The sequence below is a fragment of the Methylobacterium sp. CM6257 genome (assembly GCF_054611515.1).
This window is the reverse complement of sequence record NZ_CM137735.1, coordinates 7,264,050-7,282,224: the sequence shown is the minus strand read 5'-3', so window position 1 is coordinate 7,282,224 and position 18,175 is coordinate 7,264,050. Positions and strand designations below refer to the sequence as shown.

12 protein-coding genes are annotated in these 18,175 nt (G+C 69.8%); 4 read left to right on the top strand and 8 right to left on the bottom strand.

Annotated features, from left to right (window positions below):
* Positions 1-115 precede the first annotated feature (115 nt).
* The 4 genes from ACYCO6_RS35705 to ACYCO6_RS35690 all read left to right on the top strand — a co-directional run bounded on the left by ACYCO6_RS35705 (position 116) and on the right by ACYCO6_RS35690 (position 5,746).
* On the top strand, positions 116-1,885 hold the full coding sequence (locus ACYCO6_RS35705; protein ID WP_459768285.1) for an ABC transporter ATP-binding protein: 1,770 nt from the start codon (positions 116-118) through the stop codon (positions 1,883-1,885).
* Between the two features lie 191 nt (positions 1,886-2,076).
* Positions 2,077-3,006, top strand: a complete 930-nt coding sequence (locus tag ACYCO6_RS35700; RefSeq protein WP_459768284.1) for a glutaminase — start codon at positions 2,077-2,079, stop codon at positions 3,004-3,006.
* A gap of 79 nt (positions 3,007-3,085) precedes the next feature.
* Positions 3,086-4,495: an MFS transporter gene (locus ACYCO6_RS35695; protein WP_459768283.1), complete on the top strand. Its 1,410-nt coding sequence runs from the start codon at positions 3,086-3,088 to the stop codon at positions 4,493-4,495.
* A 237-nt stretch (positions 4,496-4,732) separates the two neighbouring features.
* Complete coding sequence (locus ACYCO6_RS35690) at positions 4,733-5,746, top strand: adenosine kinase (RefSeq protein ID WP_459768282.1); 1,014 nt, start codon at positions 4,733-4,735, stop codon at positions 5,744-5,746.
* Positions 5,747-5,798: 52 nt separating this feature from the next.
* Here ACYCO6_RS35690 and ACYCO6_RS35685 read toward each other — a convergent pair whose 3' ends face one another.
* From ACYCO6_RS35685 to ACYCO6_RS35650, 8 genes are all read right to left on the bottom strand, one after another.
* Positions 5,799-7,481 carry a methyl-accepting chemotaxis protein gene (locus ACYCO6_RS35685; protein WP_459768281.1) on the bottom strand — a complete coding sequence of 561 codons (1,683 nt, stop codon included), beginning with the start codon at positions 7,479-7,481 and terminating at the stop codon, positions 5,799-5,801.
* Positions 7,482-7,668: 187 nt separating this feature from the next.
* Positions 7,669-8,640 carry an NADPH:quinone oxidoreductase family protein gene (locus tag ACYCO6_RS35680; RefSeq protein WP_459768280.1) on the bottom strand — a complete coding sequence of 324 codons (972 nt, stop codon included), beginning with the start codon at positions 8,638-8,640 and terminating at the stop codon, positions 7,669-7,671.
* 56 nt (positions 8,641-8,696) lie between these two features.
* On the bottom strand, positions 8,697-10,787 hold the full coding sequence (locus tag ACYCO6_RS35675) for a hybrid sensor histidine kinase/response regulator (RefSeq protein ID WP_459768279.1): 2,091 nt from the start codon (positions 10,785-10,787) through the stop codon (positions 8,697-8,699).
* 527 nt (positions 10,788-11,314) lie between these two features.
* Positions 11,315-14,470 (bottom strand): DNA polymerase I, encoded by a 3,156-nt coding sequence (gene polA, locus ACYCO6_RS35670; protein ID WP_459768278.1) that lies wholly within the window; start codon positions 14,468-14,470, stop codon positions 11,315-11,317.
* Positions 14,471-14,492: 22 nt separating this feature from the next.
* Positions 14,493-14,660 (bottom strand): hypothetical protein, encoded by a 168-nt coding sequence (locus ACYCO6_RS35665; RefSeq protein ID WP_459768277.1) that lies wholly within the window; start codon positions 14,658-14,660, stop codon positions 14,493-14,495.
* Positions 14,661-14,682: 22 nt separating this feature from the next.
* Positions 14,683-16,170, bottom strand: a complete 1,488-nt coding sequence (locus tag ACYCO6_RS35660; RefSeq protein ID WP_459768276.1) for a UdgX family uracil-DNA binding protein — start codon at positions 16,168-16,170, stop codon at positions 14,683-14,685.
* On the bottom strand, positions 16,170-17,381 hold the full coding sequence (locus ACYCO6_RS35655) for a putative DNA modification/repair radical SAM protein (protein WP_459768275.1): 1,212 nt from the start codon (positions 17,379-17,381) through the stop codon (positions 16,170-16,172). The genes ACYCO6_RS35660 and ACYCO6_RS35655 overlap by 1 nt, the downstream gene beginning before the upstream one ends.
* 78 nt (positions 17,382-17,459) lie before the next feature.
* Positions 17,460-17,987, bottom strand: coding sequence for a regulatory protein RecX (locus ACYCO6_RS35650; RefSeq protein ID WP_459773877.1), 528 nt, complete (start codon positions 17,985-17,987; stop codon positions 17,460-17,462).
* Between the last annotated feature and the right edge of the window lie 188 nt (positions 17,988-18,175).

Sequence of the window (18,175 nt, the reverse complement as noted above, 5' to 3'; positions counted from 1 at the left end):
GCCGGTGCAACAATGGCAACGCTCTCGCGTTGCCGCTGCGGGTCAGTTTGCGCCCGCGCTGCACTCCGCCTTAACCCGCAAGCCCAAGCCGCGCGAATACGGAATGGTCACCGCGATGGAAGAGCTGCACCGATACGCCGACAGGCCCTTCGCCTTCGTCGGACGGTATCTCCGCCGCCGCTGGCTGCCGCACCTGGTCATCTTGATCTCCGTGCTCGGCGCCGTCGGCTTCTCGGTCTCCACCGATTACGCCCTCAAGGGCGTGGTGGACGCGCTGACGAAGGGGCCGGGCCCGGGTAACACCGTGGTCTGGAGCGCGCTCGCCGTGCTCATCGGCTTCATCGCCGCCGACAACATGCTCTGGCGCGTGGCGGCGCTGACCGGCGCCTTCACCTTCGTGGGCATCACCGGTGATATCCGGCGGGACCTGTTCCGGCACATGACCGGCCATTCCCCGACCTTCTTCTCCGACCGCCAGCCGGGCACTCTGGCCTCGCGGATCACGGCGACCTCGAACGCGATCTTCACGGTCGAGAACATGTTCGTGTTCAACGTGATGCCGCCCACGGTCGCGGCCTTCGGGTCGATCGCCTACATCGCCACCGTCAACCTCACCATGGCGGGGATCCTGGCCGGCGTGTTCGCCGCGGTCGTGGTGCTGATGTTCAAGATGGCCTCGGCCGGCAAGCCGCTGCACCACGACTTCGCCGCCAAGGCGGCCTCCGTGGACGGCGAGATGGTCGACCTCGTGGGCAACATGTCCCTCGTGCGCGCCTTCTCGGCGTTCAAGCGTGAGGGCCAGCGCTTCGAGGGCACCATCGCCACCGAGATGCGGGCGCGCCGCTCGTCGCTGCTCTACCTCGAGAAGCTGCGTATCGTGCACGCCATCCTCACCGTGCTCGCGGTGTTCGGCCTGCTCTACTGGGCGATCCAGATGTGGGAGGCGGGTCAGGCGACGAACGGCCAGGTCGTCCTGGTCTGCACGCTCGGCATCCGCATCCTCGCCGCCACCCGCGACCTCGCGGTGGCGCTGGTCGACGCGACCCAGCACACCGCCCGCCTCTCCGAGGCGCTGCACACCCTGCTCCAGCCCCACGACCTCGTGGACCATCCGGAGGCCAAGCCGCTCACCGGCCAGGGCGCCAAGATCGAGTTCGAGCACGTCGCCTTCAGCTACCCGGACGGGCGCGCCGTCTTCACGGATTTCGACCTCGTCATCGAGCCCGGCCAGCGCGTCGGCCTCGTGGGCAAGTCGGGCGGCGGCAAGTCGACCCTGTTCTCGCTGATCCAGCGCTTCTACGACGTGCAGAGCGGCGCGATCCGCATCAACGGCCAGAATATCGATCGGGTGACGCAGGAATCGCTGCGCGAGGCCATCACGGTGGTCCCGCAGGACGTGTCGATGTTCCACCGGTCCCTGCGCGAGAACATCCGCTACGGCCGCCCCGAAGCCACCGACGAGGAGGTCTGGCAGGCCGCCGAGGCGGCCCACTGCACCGACTTCATCAAGGCCCTGCCGGAAGGCTTCGACACGATCGTGGGCGACCGCGGCGTGAAGCTGTCGGGCGGCCAGCGCCAGCGCATCGCCATCGCCCGGGCCATCCTGAAGAACTCGCCGATCCTGCTGCTCGACGAGGCCACCTCGGCGCTGGACGCCGAATCCGAGCAGGCGATCCGCCACGCGCTCGCCAACCTGATGAAGGGTCGGACCGTGATCGCGATCGCGCACCGTCTCTCGACGCTCCAGGATTTCGATCGGATCGTCGTGCTGGAGGGCGGCCGCATCGCCCAGGACGGCTCACCCGACAAGCTGACCCATCTCGACGGCTTCTTCCGGGAGCTGATGAAGAAGGAATCCATGGCGATGGCGCTCGCCGCCGCCTGACACGATCCACCGCTCACAATTCATCGGCCGGGCCCGCACGGGTCCGGCCGTTTCTGTTTCCGGCCTCGGTCGCGGCTGCTTGACGATTCCGCGCGACGGGGGCACCCCGGACCTGAACTTGCATCGCCCGAGACGTCGCGAACCGACCCGGTTCCGCCGCAGCCGACGGACCTGGACGCCCGAGCCTGACCGTGCCCGACCTTGCCCTCGTCATCCGGGACATCTCCGAGGAGATGGCCCAGCGCACCGACCGAGGCGCTGTGGCGGACTACATCCCCGAACTCGCCCGCGTGGACCCGAACCAGTTCGGCATGGCGGTGATCGACGCCGACGGACGCGTCGTCACGGGCGGCGACAGCGAGACACCGTTCTCCATCCAGAGCGTGTCGAAGGTCTTCACCCTCACCCTGGCGCTCGGCATGGTCGGCGACCGGCTGTGGAAGCGGGTCGGCCGCGAGCCCTCCGGCAACCCGTTCAACTCCATCGTCCAGCTGGAGCGGGAGCGCGGAGTGCCGCGCAACCCGTTCATCAATGCGGGGGCGATCGCCGTGACCGACGTGATCCTCTCGGGTCACGAGCCGCGCGAGGCTCTGGGCGAGATCCTGCGTTTCATGCAGTTCCTGGCGCAGGACTCGACCATCGCGATCGACGAGCGGGTGGCGGCCTCGGAGAAGCGCACGGGCTTCCGCAACACCGCGCTCGCCAACTACATGAAGTCCTTCGGCGTCATCGACAATCCGGTGGACTACACGCTCGGCGTCTACTTCCACCACTGCGCCATCGCGATGAACTGCCGCCAGCTCGCGATGGCGGGGCGGTTCCTGGCCCATAACGGCCTCAATCCGTCGACCGGCCACACGGTGGTCTCGGCGGAGCGGGCGCGCCGCATCAACGCGATCATGCTGACCTGCGGCCACTACGACGGGTCGGGAGAGTTCGCCTACCGGGTCGGCCTGCCGGGCAAGAGCGGCGTCGGCGGCAGCATCCTGGCGGTGGCGCCCGGCAAGGCCTCGATCGCGGTCTGGTCGCCAGGTCTCGACGCGGCAGGCAATTCCCACCTCGGCCGCATCGCCCTGGAACGCCTGACGCAGCGCATGGGCTGGTCGGTCTTCGGGGCGTGAACGGCCCCCCTTGCGCACCGGCCGCTTCCGCGGCACTGCGCCGCCAGGGCGCGGCGGCGCTGCGATAGGACCCAGCATCATGGCGACGAGTACGGCGGTCCGGGCTGCCGATGAGGTCCTGGATTCCGGCGCCATCCTGGCCCGCCTCGACCGCCTGCCCGCCACGCGCACGATCTGGCGCCTCGTCGCGCTGCTCGGCCTCGGGTTCTTCTTCGAGCTCTACGACCTCCTGTTCACCGGCTACGTGGCGCCGGGCCTCGTCAAAGCCGGGATCCTCACGCCGACGACGCCGGGTCTGTTCGGCGCGAGCGGTGTCGCGAGCTTCGTGGCCGCCCTCTTCACCGGCCTGTTCGTCGGCACCCTGCTCTGCGGCTGGCTCGCCGATCGCTTCGGCCGCCGGTCGATCTTCACGTGGTCGCTCCTGTCCTACACCGCGGCAAACGTGGTGATGGCCTGCCAGACCGACGCCTTCGGGCTCAATCTCTGGCGGCTCATCGCCGGAATCGGGCTCGGGCTCGAGATGGTGACGATCGGCAGCTACCTCTCGGAACTGGTGCCGAAGGCGTTCCGCGGCCGCGCCTTCGCCCTGTGCCAGGGGATCGGCTTCACCGCCGTCCCGGTGGTGGCGTTCCTGTCCTACATGCTGATCCCGGTCGCCCCCTTCGGAATCGATGGCTGGCGCTGGGTCGTGCTGATCGGCGCCTCGGCGGCGATCCTGGTCTGGTGGATGCGCGCAGGTCTGCCGGAGAGCCCGCGCTGGCTCGTGGAGCACGGGCGTCTCGCGGAGGCGGAGACTGTCCTGCGGCGGCTCGAAACGCGGGTCGCGGCCGAGCATGGTCGTCCGCTGCCCCCGCCCGCCGCACCGGATCTGGTGCAACCGCGCGGCGCCTTCCGCGATCTGTGGGTCCCGCCCTACCGGCGCCGGGCGCTGATGATGGCGGGGTTCAACGTGTTCCAGACGGTGGGCTTCTACGGCTTCGCCAACTGGGTGCCGACCCTGCTGGTGGCTCAGGGCATCACGGTGACGTCGAGCCTCGCCTATACGGCGCTGATCGCGCTGGCCGCCCCGGTCGGACCGCTGGTCGGCCTCGCCATCGCCGACCGGTTCGAGCGCAAGCACGTCATCGTGGCCGCCGCGCTCGTCTATATCGCCTGCGGGTTGGCCTTCGCGCAGACGCGGGATGTCCCCCTCATCGTGGCGCTCGGGATCGGCCTGACGCTCGCCTCCAACGTGATGTCCTACAGCTTCCACGCCTATCAGGCCGAGCTGTTCCCTACGGGCATCCGCGCCCGGGCGGTGGGCTTCGTCTATTCTTGGAGCCGCTTCTCGGCGATCTTCACGGGATTCGTCATCGCCTTTGTCCTGCGCGAGACCGGGACGCCGGGCGTCTTCCTGTTCATCTCGGCGGCGATGCTGGCGGCGGGCCTGCTCGTCGGGCTCCTCGGCCCCCGCACCCGCGATGTCGCCCTGGAGACGATCGCAGGGTGAGGATCCTGATACGTTCCAGCGCTGATCCCCTCAGCGAGAGCATCGTCTCAAGCCGTCCCTATCGGCACAGTGCTGGCTTGCGCGCGAAGCGTGCTGGCACGCTCGATCTCACCCCGCCCGGCCTGACCCTGCCGGCGTCCGAACTGTTCGCCGATCTTCCACCCGCCGCTGCCGACGAAGCTTGATCCGATTCGAGGCGGATGCCACAGCGGCGCGGACTCGAATCAGGACGCCCGGATGACCGCACCCCTCGATCTCCTCGTGCTCGGCAACGCCATCGTCGACGTGATCGCCCGCACCGACGACGCCTTCCTGTCCGCGCAGGGCGTCACCAAGGGGGCAATGCAGCTGATCGACGAGGCACGGGCCGAAGCGCTGTTCCAGGCGATGGGACCGGCCACGATCGTCTCGGGTGGCTCGGGCGCCAACACAGCGGTCGGGGCGGCGCTGCTCGGGGCCAAGACCGGCTTCATCGGCAAGGTTCGGGACGACGAACTCGGTGGCCTGTTCAGCCACGACCTCAAGGCGACCGGTGTCGGCTTCGCCGTCCCGGCAGCGGCCGACGGGCCGGCCACGGCCCGCTGCTTCGTGCTGGTGACGCCGGACGGCGAGCGGACGATGAACACCTACCTGGGTGCCTGCCAGGGATTGTCGCCCGAGGACGTCGACAAGGCTCGCGTCAGTTCCGCCCGGGTCGTCTACCTCGAAGGCTATCTCTGGGATCCGCCGGCCGCCAAGGACGCGTTCCGGAAGGCCGCCCAGATCGCCCACCAGTCCGGCAATGCCGTGGCGCTGACCCTATCGGACGCGTTCTGCGTCGGCCGCTACCGGGACGAGTTCCTGGGCTTGGTGCGCGACGGCAGCATCGACATCCTGTTCGCCAATATCGGTGAGCTCCAGAGCCTCTACCAGACCGACGACCCCGAGGCCGCCGTGGCCGCGCTGCGCGACGAGCGCAATGCCCGCGGCCGGCATCTGCTCGGCCTCGTCACCCGCTCGGCGGATGGCGCCCTGGTGGTTCAGGGCGGCGAGGTGCGCGCCGTCGACGCGAGCCCGGTTCACGAGGTTGTGGACACGACCGGAGCCGGCGACCTGTTCGCGGCCGGCTTCCTGGCCGGACACGCCCGCGGCCTGGACCACGTCACCAGCGCCCGCCTCGGCGCGCTCGCGGCCGCCGAGGTGATCCAGCACATCGGCGCCCGGCCCCAGGCCGATCTGGTCGGCTTGGCGAAGGCGCGCGGGCTGCTCTGAGCCGGCGCGCCGGGCGCGCGGTCGAGGGTGCGTCCGCGCCGATCCCGCGCGCTCAGGCCGCGCGGACGGTCGCGAGGAAGCGCGTCACCTCGTCCCTGAGATGCCCGGACCGGAGCGACAGCTCCGAGGCTGCCGTGAGAACCTGATCGGCCGCCGCTCCGGTCCCCTTCGCCGCGTCGGCGACGCCCGTGATGGTGCTGGTCACGTCAGCCGCCCCCTGGGCGGCCTGGGAGACGTTGCGGACGATCTCCTGTGTCGCGGCGCCCTGCTGCTCCACGGCGCTGGCGATCCGCGTCGCCACCGCGCGGAGTTCCTGGACCCGACCGCCGATGCGCCCGATCGCCGAGACGGCGTCGCCGGTGGAAGCCTGGATCCGGGCGACGTGGCCGCCGATCTCGTCGGTCGCCCGCGCGGTCTGACCGGCCAGCTCCTTCACCTCTGCGGCCACGACGGCGAAGCCGCGGCCCGCCGCGCCGGCACGCGCCGCCTCGATCGTGGCGTTCAGCGCCAGGAGGTTCGTCTGCTCGGCGATGGTCGAGATCAGGGTCACGACATGACCGATCTGGACCGCCGCCCCGTTCAGATCCTGAACCAAGTGAGCGGTCTCTTCCGCGTCCGCGACCGCCGACTGGGTCAGCGCCGTTGAACCCGAGACCTGGCGGCTAATCTCCTGAACGGAGGCGCCGAGCTGCTCGGCCGCCGCCGCCGCGACGTTGACGTTGCTGGCGGCGAGTTCGGCCGCGCTCGCCACCCGGCTGGAGCGATCGGCGGTGTCGGCGGCCGCCCCATTCATGGCCGAGGCCGTGTCCTGCAGCGCGGCGGCGGCGGTCGAGACCGTGCCGATGATGCCGCCGACCGTCCCCTCGAAGGCGTCGGCGATCTGGTGCATGCCGCTCCGCCGCTGCGCCTCGGTCGTGGCGCGGGCCTGTGCGGCTTCGTGCTCGAGCGTGCGCGCCCGGATCAGGCCATCCTTGAAGACCTGGAGGGACGCCGCCATGACGCCGATCTCGTCCTTTCGCTCGGAGCCGCCGACGGCCACGTCGAGGTCGTTGGCCGCGAGCCGGCCCATGATTTCAGCGAAGGACCGGATCGGGCGTGCGACCCGGTGCCAGACCCACCAGACCGCCGCGCCGGTCATGACCAATCCGATGACCGAGAGCACGATGGTAACGGACCACGCCATCCGGAACGCGTCCTCGGAGCGCTGGACCGAGATGTTCGTGCCCTTGGCGGTCACCTGGGCCAGATCCGCCAGGGCCTCGAAGGCGGCCACCAGTGGCGGGCGGGCCGGCGCAATGGCGTCGCGGGCCGCGTTCCGGTCGCCGCGTCTGAGCGGGGCGAGGATCGCCTCCTGCGCGACGCGATAGACCTTCCACCGGCTCTCGAACGCGTCCCAGAGCGCGCGCTCCCGGGGCGTCATCGCGCGCGCCCGATAGCTCTGGAAGGCCTCGGGGATGGTCCGATCCATCTCGACGAACTCGGCATCGAGGTCCCGGTTCTCGCCGTCGTCGGTGGCGACCACCTTGCGGATCGTCGTCGTGTGGTACCGCAGTATCAGGAATTGAATCGCGTGGAGATCGCCGTCCTTGCGCACCCAGACGTCGCGAGTCTCCACGGCGGCGGCGTTGATGGCCTGTATCTGAATCAAGCCGACGGTCGAGCTTGCCAGAAAAAGCAAAAAACCGATTATCGAGGGTAATATCAGGCTTGAGACTACACTTCTTCGGAATTTCATCTCGGGCACCACAGGGGACGCGACCACCGCATCGAGGTGTATGAAGATGAAGGATGGGCTCTTCCGCAACATCTTCTTCGGAACAGGTCTGCGCCGCAGATCAGCGCGGAGCGCATGACTCGTCGCCCGGCAATGCCGTGCTGCAGATCGGGCCCCAATTCAAACCAAGGCGGGCGGCCGCAGCCGATCAGGGCCGCAGGAGCACCTTCCCCATCGCCGCGCGGCGGGTCAGGAGGCCGAACGCCTCCGGGTATTCCGCCAGCGGGTAGACGCCGTGAACCTGCGCGGTGAGCTTGCCCTCGGCCACCCAGCCGAGGAGCCGGCGCTGGTCGGCCTGATGCGCCTCTGGCTCGCGGTCCAGGAAGGCGCCCCAGTGGACGCCCTGCACGTCGAGCTCCTTCAGGAGCATCAGGTTCAGCGGCAGCCGCGGGATCGCGCCGGCGGCGAAGCCGATGACGAGGTAGCGCCCGCGCCACCCAAGCGCCCGCAGGGCCGGCTCGGCGTAGGCGTCGCCGACCGCATCGTACACCACGTCGACGCCACCGCCGGAGATCCGGCGCAGCTCGTCCTTGAGGGTCGCGGGGTCGTAAACCAGCGTCGCCTCGGCCCCGTGAGCGCGGGCGACCGCGAGCTTCTCCTCCGAGGAGGCGCAGGCGATCACCCGGGCGCCCATCAGCCGGCCGAGCTCCACCGCCGCGAGACCGACACCCCCTGAAGCGCCGAGGACGGCGAGCCACTCGCCGGGCTGGAGACGCGCCCGGTTGGCGAGGGCATGGAGCGACGTGCCGTAGGTGATGGTGAGCCCGGCTGCCTGCTCGTCCGGTACCCCGTCCGGCACCGGGGTGAGCTTGGAGGCCGCGACGGCGATCAATTCGGCGCAGCAGCCATGTCCGGCATGGACGATGACCCGGTCGCCCACCGCGAGACCCTGGGCGCCCTCCCCAAGCGCCTCGACGACGCCGACACCCTCGCCCCCCGGAGAGAACGGCAGCGGCGGCTTCACCTGGTAGCGGCCGGCCACGATCAGCGTGTCGAAGAAGTTGAGCGCCGCCAGCCGGATCCGCACCAAAGCCTGTCCGGGCCCCGGCACCGGATCGGGCCGCTCCACGATCTCCAGTTGCTCCGGCCCGTCGAGCCTCGTGCACAGCAGCGCCCGCATGGCGTTTCGTCCTCCCGATCCGTTGCGTCCTGTTCAGGCCCGGACCGGACGCGCGGTCAAGCCGTCCCGATCATCTCGCGGATGCGGGCCCCCAGCACCTCCACCACGAACGGCTTGGTGATCACCTGCATGCCGGGATCGAGCGCACCGTTCCCGAGCACCGCATTCTCCGCGTAGCCGGTGATGAACAGGACCTTGAGCCCCGGACGCGTGACTCGGCCGGCTTCGGCCATCTGGCGCCCGTTCATGCCGCCGGGCAGCCCGACATCGGTCACCAGCAGGTCGATGCGCACGTCGGATTGCAGCACCCTGAGGCCGGCGCCGCTGTCGGCGGCCTCGATGGCCGTGTAGCCGAGATCCTCCAGCACCTCGGTGACCAGCATGCGCACGGTCGGCTCGTCGTCGACCACCAGCACGGTCTCGCCGGGCGCGGCCCGCGGGGGTGCTCCGATGGCGCCGTGGGGATCCTCCTCGGCGAGGGCGCCGCGATGGCGGGGCAGGTAGAGGCAAACCGTGGTGCCCTTCCCGACCTCCGAATAGATCCGCACCTGGCCGCCCGATTGCTGCGCGAAACCGTAGATCATCGAGAGACCGAGACCGGTCCCCTGCCCCAGCGGCTTCGTGGTGAAGAACGGCTCGAACACCTTGCCGACGATCTCCGGCGGCATGCCGGTGCCGGTATCGGTGACGCAGAGCGAGAGATACTGCCCCGGCGGCATGTCGTGGCGCCGGGCGGCGCGCTCGTCGAGCCAGGCATTGGCGGTCTCGATGGTGATCGTCCCGCCGCCCTCCGGCATCGCGTCCCGGGCGTTGATGCACAGGTTGAGCAGCGCATTCTCGAGCTGGGGCGGGTCGACCAGGGCCGGCCACAGGCCCGCGGCGGCGACCACATCCACGCTCACGGACGGACCCACAGTGCGCCGGATCAGCTCCTCCATGCCGGCCACCAGCCGGTTCACATCGGTGGGCTTCGGATCGAGGGTCTGTCGGCGCGAGAAGGCGAGCAGTCGGTGCGTCAGGGCGGCGGCCCGCTTGGCCGCCCCCTGCGCGGCGTTGATGTAGCGGTCCACGTCCATCATGCGGCCCTGGCTCAGCCGGGTCTGCATGAGTTCCAGCGAGCCCGAGATGCCGGCCAGCAGGTTGTTGAAGTCGTGCGCGATGCCGCCGGTGAGCTGGCCAACGGCCTCCATCTTCTGGGACTGACGCAGGGCCTCCTCGGCCGCCGCCAGGGCGTCGGCTCGCTCGCGCTCGGCGGTGAAGTCGCGTCCGACGGCGTTGATGACCCCGTCGCCCGGTCGCGCGGCCCAGCTGATCCAGCGGTAGCTGCCGTCTTGGTGGCGATAGCGGTTGTCAAAGCGTGCGAGGCTGCCGCCTTCGGCGAGTTGCCGCGCGCCCTCCATGGTCCGGGCCAGATCGTCCGGATGGACGAAATCCATCAGGCTCCTGCCGACGAGCTCGTCCGCACGCCAGCCCAGCACCTCCGTCCAGGCCGGGTTCACCGCCGTGATCGCGCCGTCGAACAGGCTGCGCAGCATCATGTCGGACGAGAGCGTCCAGAGGGCGTTGCGGTCCGCGGTGCGCTCCTCGACCTGCCGGGCCAGGGACGCGTTGAGGTCGTGCAGCTCAGCGAGCGCCGTCTCGAGCCGGGCCTGGCTCTCCTTGAGGGCGGCATCGGCCAGCACCCGGCCGGTGGTTTCGTTGGTGATGATAAACAGCCCGGCGACCCGGCCCGCGGCATCGAGGACCCGCGAATACGAGAAGGTCCACCACGTCTCCCGGGCACCCCGGTCGGTGTCGAGCTGCCAGGGCAGGTCGACGAAGCGCTCCGCCCGGCCCTCCAGGGCGGCGTCGATGATCGGCTTGGCCTGGGCCCAGGCATCGGCCCAGACCTCATCGAACCGCGCCCCGATGGCCCAGGGCAGCCGCGGCCCGAGCAGCGGGAAGTAGGTGTCGTTGAAGAAGAAATGGAGATCCGGGCCCCAGGCGAGGATCATCGATTCCGGCGAGTTCAGGACGAGCGAGAGCGCCGCCCGGAACTCCGCCGGCCAGGTTTCCGGGGAACCGAGCGGGTGGCCGGACCAGTCGCGGGCGCGGATCATCCGCGCGGCCTCGCCACCGCCGGCGAGGAAGGAAAGGGGATCGGTCACGAGGAGAGAATGATTCGTGTCATGGTCACTGCCGCGTATGACCGGCGCGGGTTAAGCCTCGAAGACGGAGGGCCTGATATGCGGTGTAAGGTCGCCACAGGGCGTGTCCGCCTGTCCGGCCGTAGCCACAGACCGGCTCTGAAGCCCCATCAGGAGCAGACCATAACCAAATACGGCACCGGGGAAGGCGCCTTCATCACGTCTGTGCTGAGTTCTTGCGGGCTGCTCACGCTTGACGACGGCGTGATGGCCATCGCTTCACCGTCACACACCAGCATACACCGGTCAGGCGTTTGGGTTCCGCCGTACTCGACCGCATCCTGAGGGGCTTGCGTGCAGCGCAAGGCTCGAAGGAGCCCTCCGGCAGTCTCGGCGATCCCTGGAACTCATTTCGAGGCCCGCTGACGCGGACGCCTCAGGATGGAAAAACAGCTGGGGAGCCGAGACTGCCGAGCCCCACTCCGCCGAGGCGGCAATCTCAAGCGGCCCCTCGATGGTCAGAGAATGCGCGGTTCCGTCAGCGCGTCTCAGTGCGCCTCCTGCCAGTTCCCCGCCGCCTTGGCCTCCACCACCAGCGGCACCCGGAGCGTCAAGGCCGGCGCCGGCGCCTCTTCCATCACACCGCGGATGATCGGGATCGCCTTCTCAACCTCGTCCTCGGCGGTCTCGAAGACAAGCTCGTCGTGCACCTGCAGCAGCATGCGCACATCGAGTTTCCTGGCCGCGAGCGCCGCCTCCATCCGGGTCATGGCCCGGCGGATGATGTCGGCGGCCGAGCCCTGGATCGGCGCGTTGATCGCCTGCCGCTCGACGCTGGCGCGCTCGGACGGGTTGTTGGAGCGGATCTGCGGATAGTGACAGACGCGGCCGAACAGGGTCGTCACGAAGCCCTTGTCGCGGCAGCTCTTCTTGGTAGTCTCGATGTAGTCGCGGATCCCCGGGAACTGTTCGAAATACTGTTTGATGAAGGCCGAAGCCTCCTCGCGGCCGATGCCGAGCCGGTCGGCGAGCCCGAAGGCCGAGATGCCGTAGATGATGCCGAAATTGATGGTCTTCGCCCGGCGCCGCAGGTCGGGGGTCATCTCTTTCAGCGGCACGCCGAACATCGCGCTGGCCGTGGCCGCATGGATGTCGATCCCGTCCTCGAAGGCCTTCCGCAGCTCCGGGATGTCGGCCATGTGGGCCAGCAGCCGCAGCTCGATCTGCGAATAGTCCGCCGAGATCAGCCGGTTGCCGGGCGCGGCCACGAAGGCGCGGCGGATGCGCCGCCCCTCTTCGGTGCGGATCGGGATGTTCTGCAGGTTCGGCTCGGAGGAGGACAGCCGCCCCGTGGTGGTGGCCGCCAGCGAGAATGAGGTGTGGACCCGCGCGGTGTCGCGGTCGGCATGGGCCTGGAGCGCGTCCGTGTAGGTGGATTTCAGCTTCGAGAGCTGCCGCCACTCCAGGATCTTCTTCGGGAGTTCGTGCCCGGCCTGCGCCAGTTCCTCCAAGAGCGTGGCGGGCGTCGCCCACTGGCCGGAGGGCGTCTTCTTGGCCCCCGGCAGTCCCATCTTGCCGAACAGGATGTCGCCGATCTGCTTCGGCGAGCCCACCGAGAACTTCTCCCCGGCATCCTCCTGGATCTCCTCCTCCAAGCGGACGAGGATCTGCGAGAAGTCCCCAGACAGCCGGCTCAGCATGTCCCGGTCGACCCGGATGCCGCGCTGCTCCATCCGGGCGATCACCGGCAGCAGGGGCCGCTCCAGGGTCTCGTAGACGGCGACCCGTCGCTCGGCCACGAGGCGCGGCTTCATCATCCGCCACAGGCGCAAGGTCACGTCCGCGTCCTCGGCCGCGTAGGCGGTCGCCCTGTCGATGGCGACGCGGTCGAAGGTCACCTTGTTGCGGCCGCTGCCGGCCACGTCCGCGAAGGTGATCGGCTGGTGGCCGAGATGGCGGCGGGCCAGCTCGTCCATGCCGTGCCCGCCCTTGCCGGCATCGAGCACGTAGGAGATCAGCATCGTGTCGTCGAACGGCGCCACCTCGATGCCGTAGCGGGCGAGCACGACCCAATCGTATTTCAGGTTCTGGCCGACCTTCAGGACCCCCGGGTTCTCCAGGAGCGGCTTCAGTCGGGCGATGGCGGCGTCGAGGGGAATCTGACCCGGCACCGGCTCGACCACGTCGGAGGGCGCGGCGCCCTCGCCGAACAGGTCGGTGGCATCGGCCTGCACCTTCGCGGCCTGCACGTGGGCCAGCGGGATATAGCAGGCGCGGCCCGTGGCGACCGCCAGCGAGACGCCGACCAGCCCGGCCTTGTGCGCGTCGAGGGCGTCGGTCTCCGTATCGACCGCCACCACCCCGGCTTCCTCGGCCTCGGCGATCCAGGCGTCGAGCTGCTCCAGGGACGCGACGGTCTCGTAGGCGGCCGTGTCGAACGGGGCCACCGCCTCGGCGGCGCGGGCCGCGACCACGTTGCCGGGGGTCGCCTCCACGGACGCGCGGGGCTTGGCCGGCGCGTCGGGCAGGTCGAGATCGGCGAACGGGTCGACTTCGCCGGTCCCGGGCGGGGCATCGCCGGGCGGGCGCTCGGCGCCGGCCGCCGCGGTCTCCGGGTCCGGCGGCACGGAATCGCCGAAGAACGGCACCGCGTCGCTGCCGCCCGCGCCGTTGCTGTAGCCGTGGGGGCGGGCACCGGGCAGCAGCGCCGGATCGGGCTTCACGGCTTCCGGATCAACGTGCAGCATCTGGGCGATGCGGCGCGTCAGCGTGTTGAACTCCATCGCCTTGAGGAAGCCGACCAGCTTCTCCGGGTCGGGCTTAGGCACGCCGAGCTCGTCGAGCGGCACCGGGACCGGCACGTCCTCCATGAGCGCGACGAGTTTTCGCGAGAGCTTGGCCTGCTCGATGTTGGCGAGCAGGGTCTCGCGGCGCTTGGGCTGCTTGATCTCGCCCGCCCGTTCCAGCAGGGCCTCGAGGCTGCCGAATTCCTTGATGAGGGCGGCCGCGGTCTTGAGCCCGATGCCCGGCACGCCCGGCACGTTGTCGGAGGTGTCGCCGATCAGCGCGAGCGCGTCGCCGATTTGGTTCGGCTGCAGGCCCTCCCACTTGGCGATGATCGCCTCGACGTCGAGGTTGCGCTCGGGCCGGTAGCCCGCCTTGCCCTTGGCGCCGGATTCGAAATCGTAGAACCGAACCTGCGGCCCGACGAGCTGCATCAGGTCCTTGTCGGAGGAGACGATGATGACGCCCGCACCGCGCGCCTCCGCCTGCCGCGTGTAGGTGGCGATGAGGTCGTCGGCCTCGTAGCGTTCCAGCTCCACGGCGTGCAGGCCGAAGGCCCGGACCGCGTCGCGCATCAGCGGCATCTGCCGCTTGAGGTCGTCGGGAGCGTCGGGACGGTGGCCCTTGTAGTCCGGGAACATCTCCTTGCGGAACGAGCCCTCGGACTTGTCGAAGACGATGCCGAGATGGGTCGGCTTGGTGCCGGCGGCCCCGTCCTGAAGAAACTGCGCGATCTTGGTGCAGAACAGCCGCACGGCGCCGGTGGGCAGCCCGTCGGAGGGGCGCGAATTGTACTTCTGGTCCTGGTTGATCGACTGGAAATAGGCGCGGAAGATGAAGGACGAGCCGTCGACCAGGATCACCTGATCGCCGGGGCCGACGGGCTTGGTCTCGGAGCTCGACGCGGTCTCAGGCTTCATGGGGCGCAGGCGTCTCGGGGGATCAGGGGTCGGGCATGCGGGCGAGCCCGGCGCGGCGGGCCGCGACGAGCATAGGTAACTCGTCGTGGACGGTGAGCCGGACGATGTCCAGCGTCACGCGGCAATCGCCGGTCGGGCAGTCGCTCCCGGCCGCCCGGGAAAGAGCCGGGCGCGCAGGCCTCGGCGTCATCGAGCAGGCGGCGGGTTCGGGTTCACGCAGCGAGTTCGCGCCCCAGCGCCTCCACCCGCCGCAGGTCGTCCACGAAGGCTGCGTAGGCCTCCGCCTTCGCTTCCTCCGGGAGACGCAGCAGGTAGGACGGGTGGACTGTGATGAAACCCTGGAAGCGGTTGTCGAGCCGGTCGAAGCGGAACGGCCCGCGGGCGCGGGTGATCGGGATCGCCTTGCCGGTCAACGCCAGCACGGCGGTCGCGCCGAGCGCCACCACGAGCTTGGGACCCACGAATTCCAGCTCCCGATCGAGCCACCAGCGATAATGGCTGACCTCACCGGCCGTCGGCTTCTGGTGGATGCGGCGCTTGCCGCGCTCCTCGAACTTGAAGTGCTTGACCGCATTCGTGAGGTAACTCGCCCTGCGGTCGATCCCCGCCTCCGCCATGGCCCGGGAGAGCAGTTGCCCCGCCGGTCCGACGAAGGGCCGGCCCTGACGATCCTCTTGGTCGCCCGGCTGCTCGCCCACGAAGGCGATCGTGGCGCCGACCGGCCCTTCGCCGAGCACGGCCTGGGTGGCGCCCGGCACCAGCGGCTCGGTGCGCCGGATGATCGCGTTCAGTTCATCGAGGGACTTCGGATCCTGGTCGGCCATCGCGGCGACGGCGCGGGCGGGTTCGCGGCGTTTCGGCATGGTCGGCTCCCTCTCGATCATCGCTTCGGTGCGCCCGGCCGCCGCCCGGACCAGGGCGGGGATTGCGGCGGTCTCGGGCATGTTCCGCCAGTACTTCTTGGGCATCTCGGCCCGCATCGCCCGCAGATTGGTGCGGGCGGGGTTGAACGTGCTCTCGTAATAGGTCTGCCAACCGGCCTCGAACCCGTCGCCCTCGGGCAGTTGCGCGCGGTCGCCGGGCGGCCCGTAGGTCAGGGCTTGCGTATCCCAATGCGCCGACCCGTCGGGCGTCAGGATCGACCAGCGCATGCCGCGGAATCGCGCGACGAAGAACGGTGCGGCCGCCTCCAGGATGTGATGATCGGGCTCGAACCACGCCACATAGCGCTCGCCCTCCCGGTCCTCGGCCCGGCGGAAGCGCAGGAAGGCGTGCATCTTGTGAAGGTCGCGCCCGATCGCCTTCGCCATCCGGTGCAGGCGGTGGACCAGCGGATCGCTGCCCACCTCCATCAGGTGCCGCTCGCCGTGGCACACGCGCCAGATTAGCGCGTAGAGCAGGCCGTAGCGCTCCGGGTCGCGGTGTGGAATGACCTGGGGGATCAGCGCGGCGACCGCCCTGGGCAGCGCGAGCGGTGCGCCTGTGGCGTGATCCGCCTCGGCGCCGAACAGGCCGGGCGCGTTCGCCACGGACCATGACACCGCCTCGGGCGGGACACCCTGCGCCACCAGGCTTCGGACGGCGCCGCGGAAGCCGTCGAGATCGGCGCCCGGGCGCAGGAGGACATCGCGCGACCGGGGCTGATCCTCGCCCTTCTCCGCGGGGTCGAGGAGCGGACGTGCCACCTCTCCGGCCGGCATCAGAACAGACTCAGCTGCGTGGCGGGCTCGACCAGCCGCGTCCGCAGATCGAGCCGGTCCGTGAGCCCGACCGGGCGGTGGTCGGCGGCGATCAGGAATGGTCGCGCCCGCTTCAGCCCGGAGGTCAGCCGGGCGACGTCGTCGAGGCGCAGGGTCGCGTGGCGACGCGCCTTGATGATCTTGTCGACCGCCCGCGCCCCGAGCCCCGGCACGCGCAGCAGCCATTCCCGGTCGGCGCGGTTCACGTCCACGGGGAATTTGTCGCGATGCTTCAGCGCCCAGGCGAGCTTCGGGTCGATGTCGAGGGCGAGCATGCCCCCCTCCGAGGCGTCGGCGACCTCATCGGGGGTGAATTCGTAGTACCGGAGCAACCAGTCGGCTTGATACAGCCGGTGCTCGCGCTGGAGCGGTGGCGGCTTCGGCGGCAGGATCGCCGAGCCGTCCGGGATCGGACTGAAGGCCGAGTAGTAGACCCGCTTCAGGCCGACGCTCCCGTAGAGATGCGCGCTCTTGCGGATCAAGGCCTCGTCGGTGGTGGCGTCCGCGCCCACGATCACCTGCGTCGAGTGGCCGGCCGGCGAGAAGCGGCGGCGCTCGGCCTTCGCCTCGACGATGCGCTCGCCGATCTGCGCCATCGCGCCCTGGATCGCGGCCCCGTCCTTCTCGGGCGCGAGCCGCTCGAGGCTGGCCTCCGTGGGCAGCTCCACATTGATCGACAGCCGGTCGGCGTAGAGACCGGCCTCCTCGATCAGCCAGGGGCTCGCCTCGGGAATCGACTTGAGGTGGATGTAGCCGGCGAAGCCGTGGTCGCGCCGGAGCGATTTCGCCACCCGGGTGAGCAGCTCCATCGTGTGGTCCGGCGACTTGATGATGCCCGACGAGAGGAACAGCCCCTCGATGTAGTTGCGCCGGTAGAAGTTCAGAGTGAGATTCACGACCTCCTCGACGGTGAACTTCGCCCGCCGTACGTTCGAGGACCGGCGGTTGATGCAGTAGGCGCAGTCGAACAGGCACCAGTTGGTCAACAGAATCTTGAGCAGCGAAACGCAGCGCCCGTCCGGCGTGTAGGCGTGGCAGATACCGGCGCCGGTTGTGGAGCCGAGCCCGTCCTTGCCGGCCGCGCGTCTCGGCGCCGCCGAGGAGGCACAGGACGCATCGTATTTCGCGGCATCCGCCAGGATCCGCAGCTTCTTGGCCAGGGCTTCGTCCATCGAACAGACAATGAACAAGCCGTCCGAAGGTGCAAGGCCGGGCGGCGCGTCACCCCGGTCCGCATTGCCGCACCCCGGTCACGTCTCCGCGTCCAGTTCGGCATCCACGACCCGCCGGGCGAGGTCGTAGGAGAAGCCGGCCCGGGCCAGGGCGGCGAGGTCGCGGTCGCGATGGGCCGCCCGCTGGTCCGGCCGACGGTGCGCCCCGAGGCGTCGCCGCTTGGCGTAGGCCCATGCTGCCTGCTCTTCGACCGCCTCGGCCTCACCGTCCGCAAGGGCGTCGCACTCGGCCTGCATCGCCGCCTCGACCACGTCGCGGGGGACACCCTTGGCGGCGAGCTTGGCGGAGACGCCCCGGCTCGACGTGCCGCGCCGGCGCAGCGTGGCGAGGCGGGTATCGGCGAAGCGGGTATCGTCCACGAGGCCCGCCGAGATCGCCCGCGCCACGGTCGCGGCGATCATCTCGGCGAAGGCAGCCGGGTCCTCGCCGCGCAGCCGCGCCCGCTTCTCGACGCGCCGCGCCAGAGTCCGCCGCAGCATCTCGGTCGAGGCGCTATACCGCTCGAGGTAGTGCAGCGCCGACTGCTCGAGCCACGTCGGACTGATCGGCTTCGGAGGCGGTGCCTCGGTGGTGCGGCGTCCTGGCGCAGATTCTGCAACGATTGTTCGTTTCACCGGTTCTTCACGATCTCGACAGGTTTGCGTTTCATGACTTGGGGATGGAACGCGCGCAACGCGACAGGCTCGGCCATGCCCCGAACCCCCGTCCTTCGCCCGACCGCACCCGAGGTCCG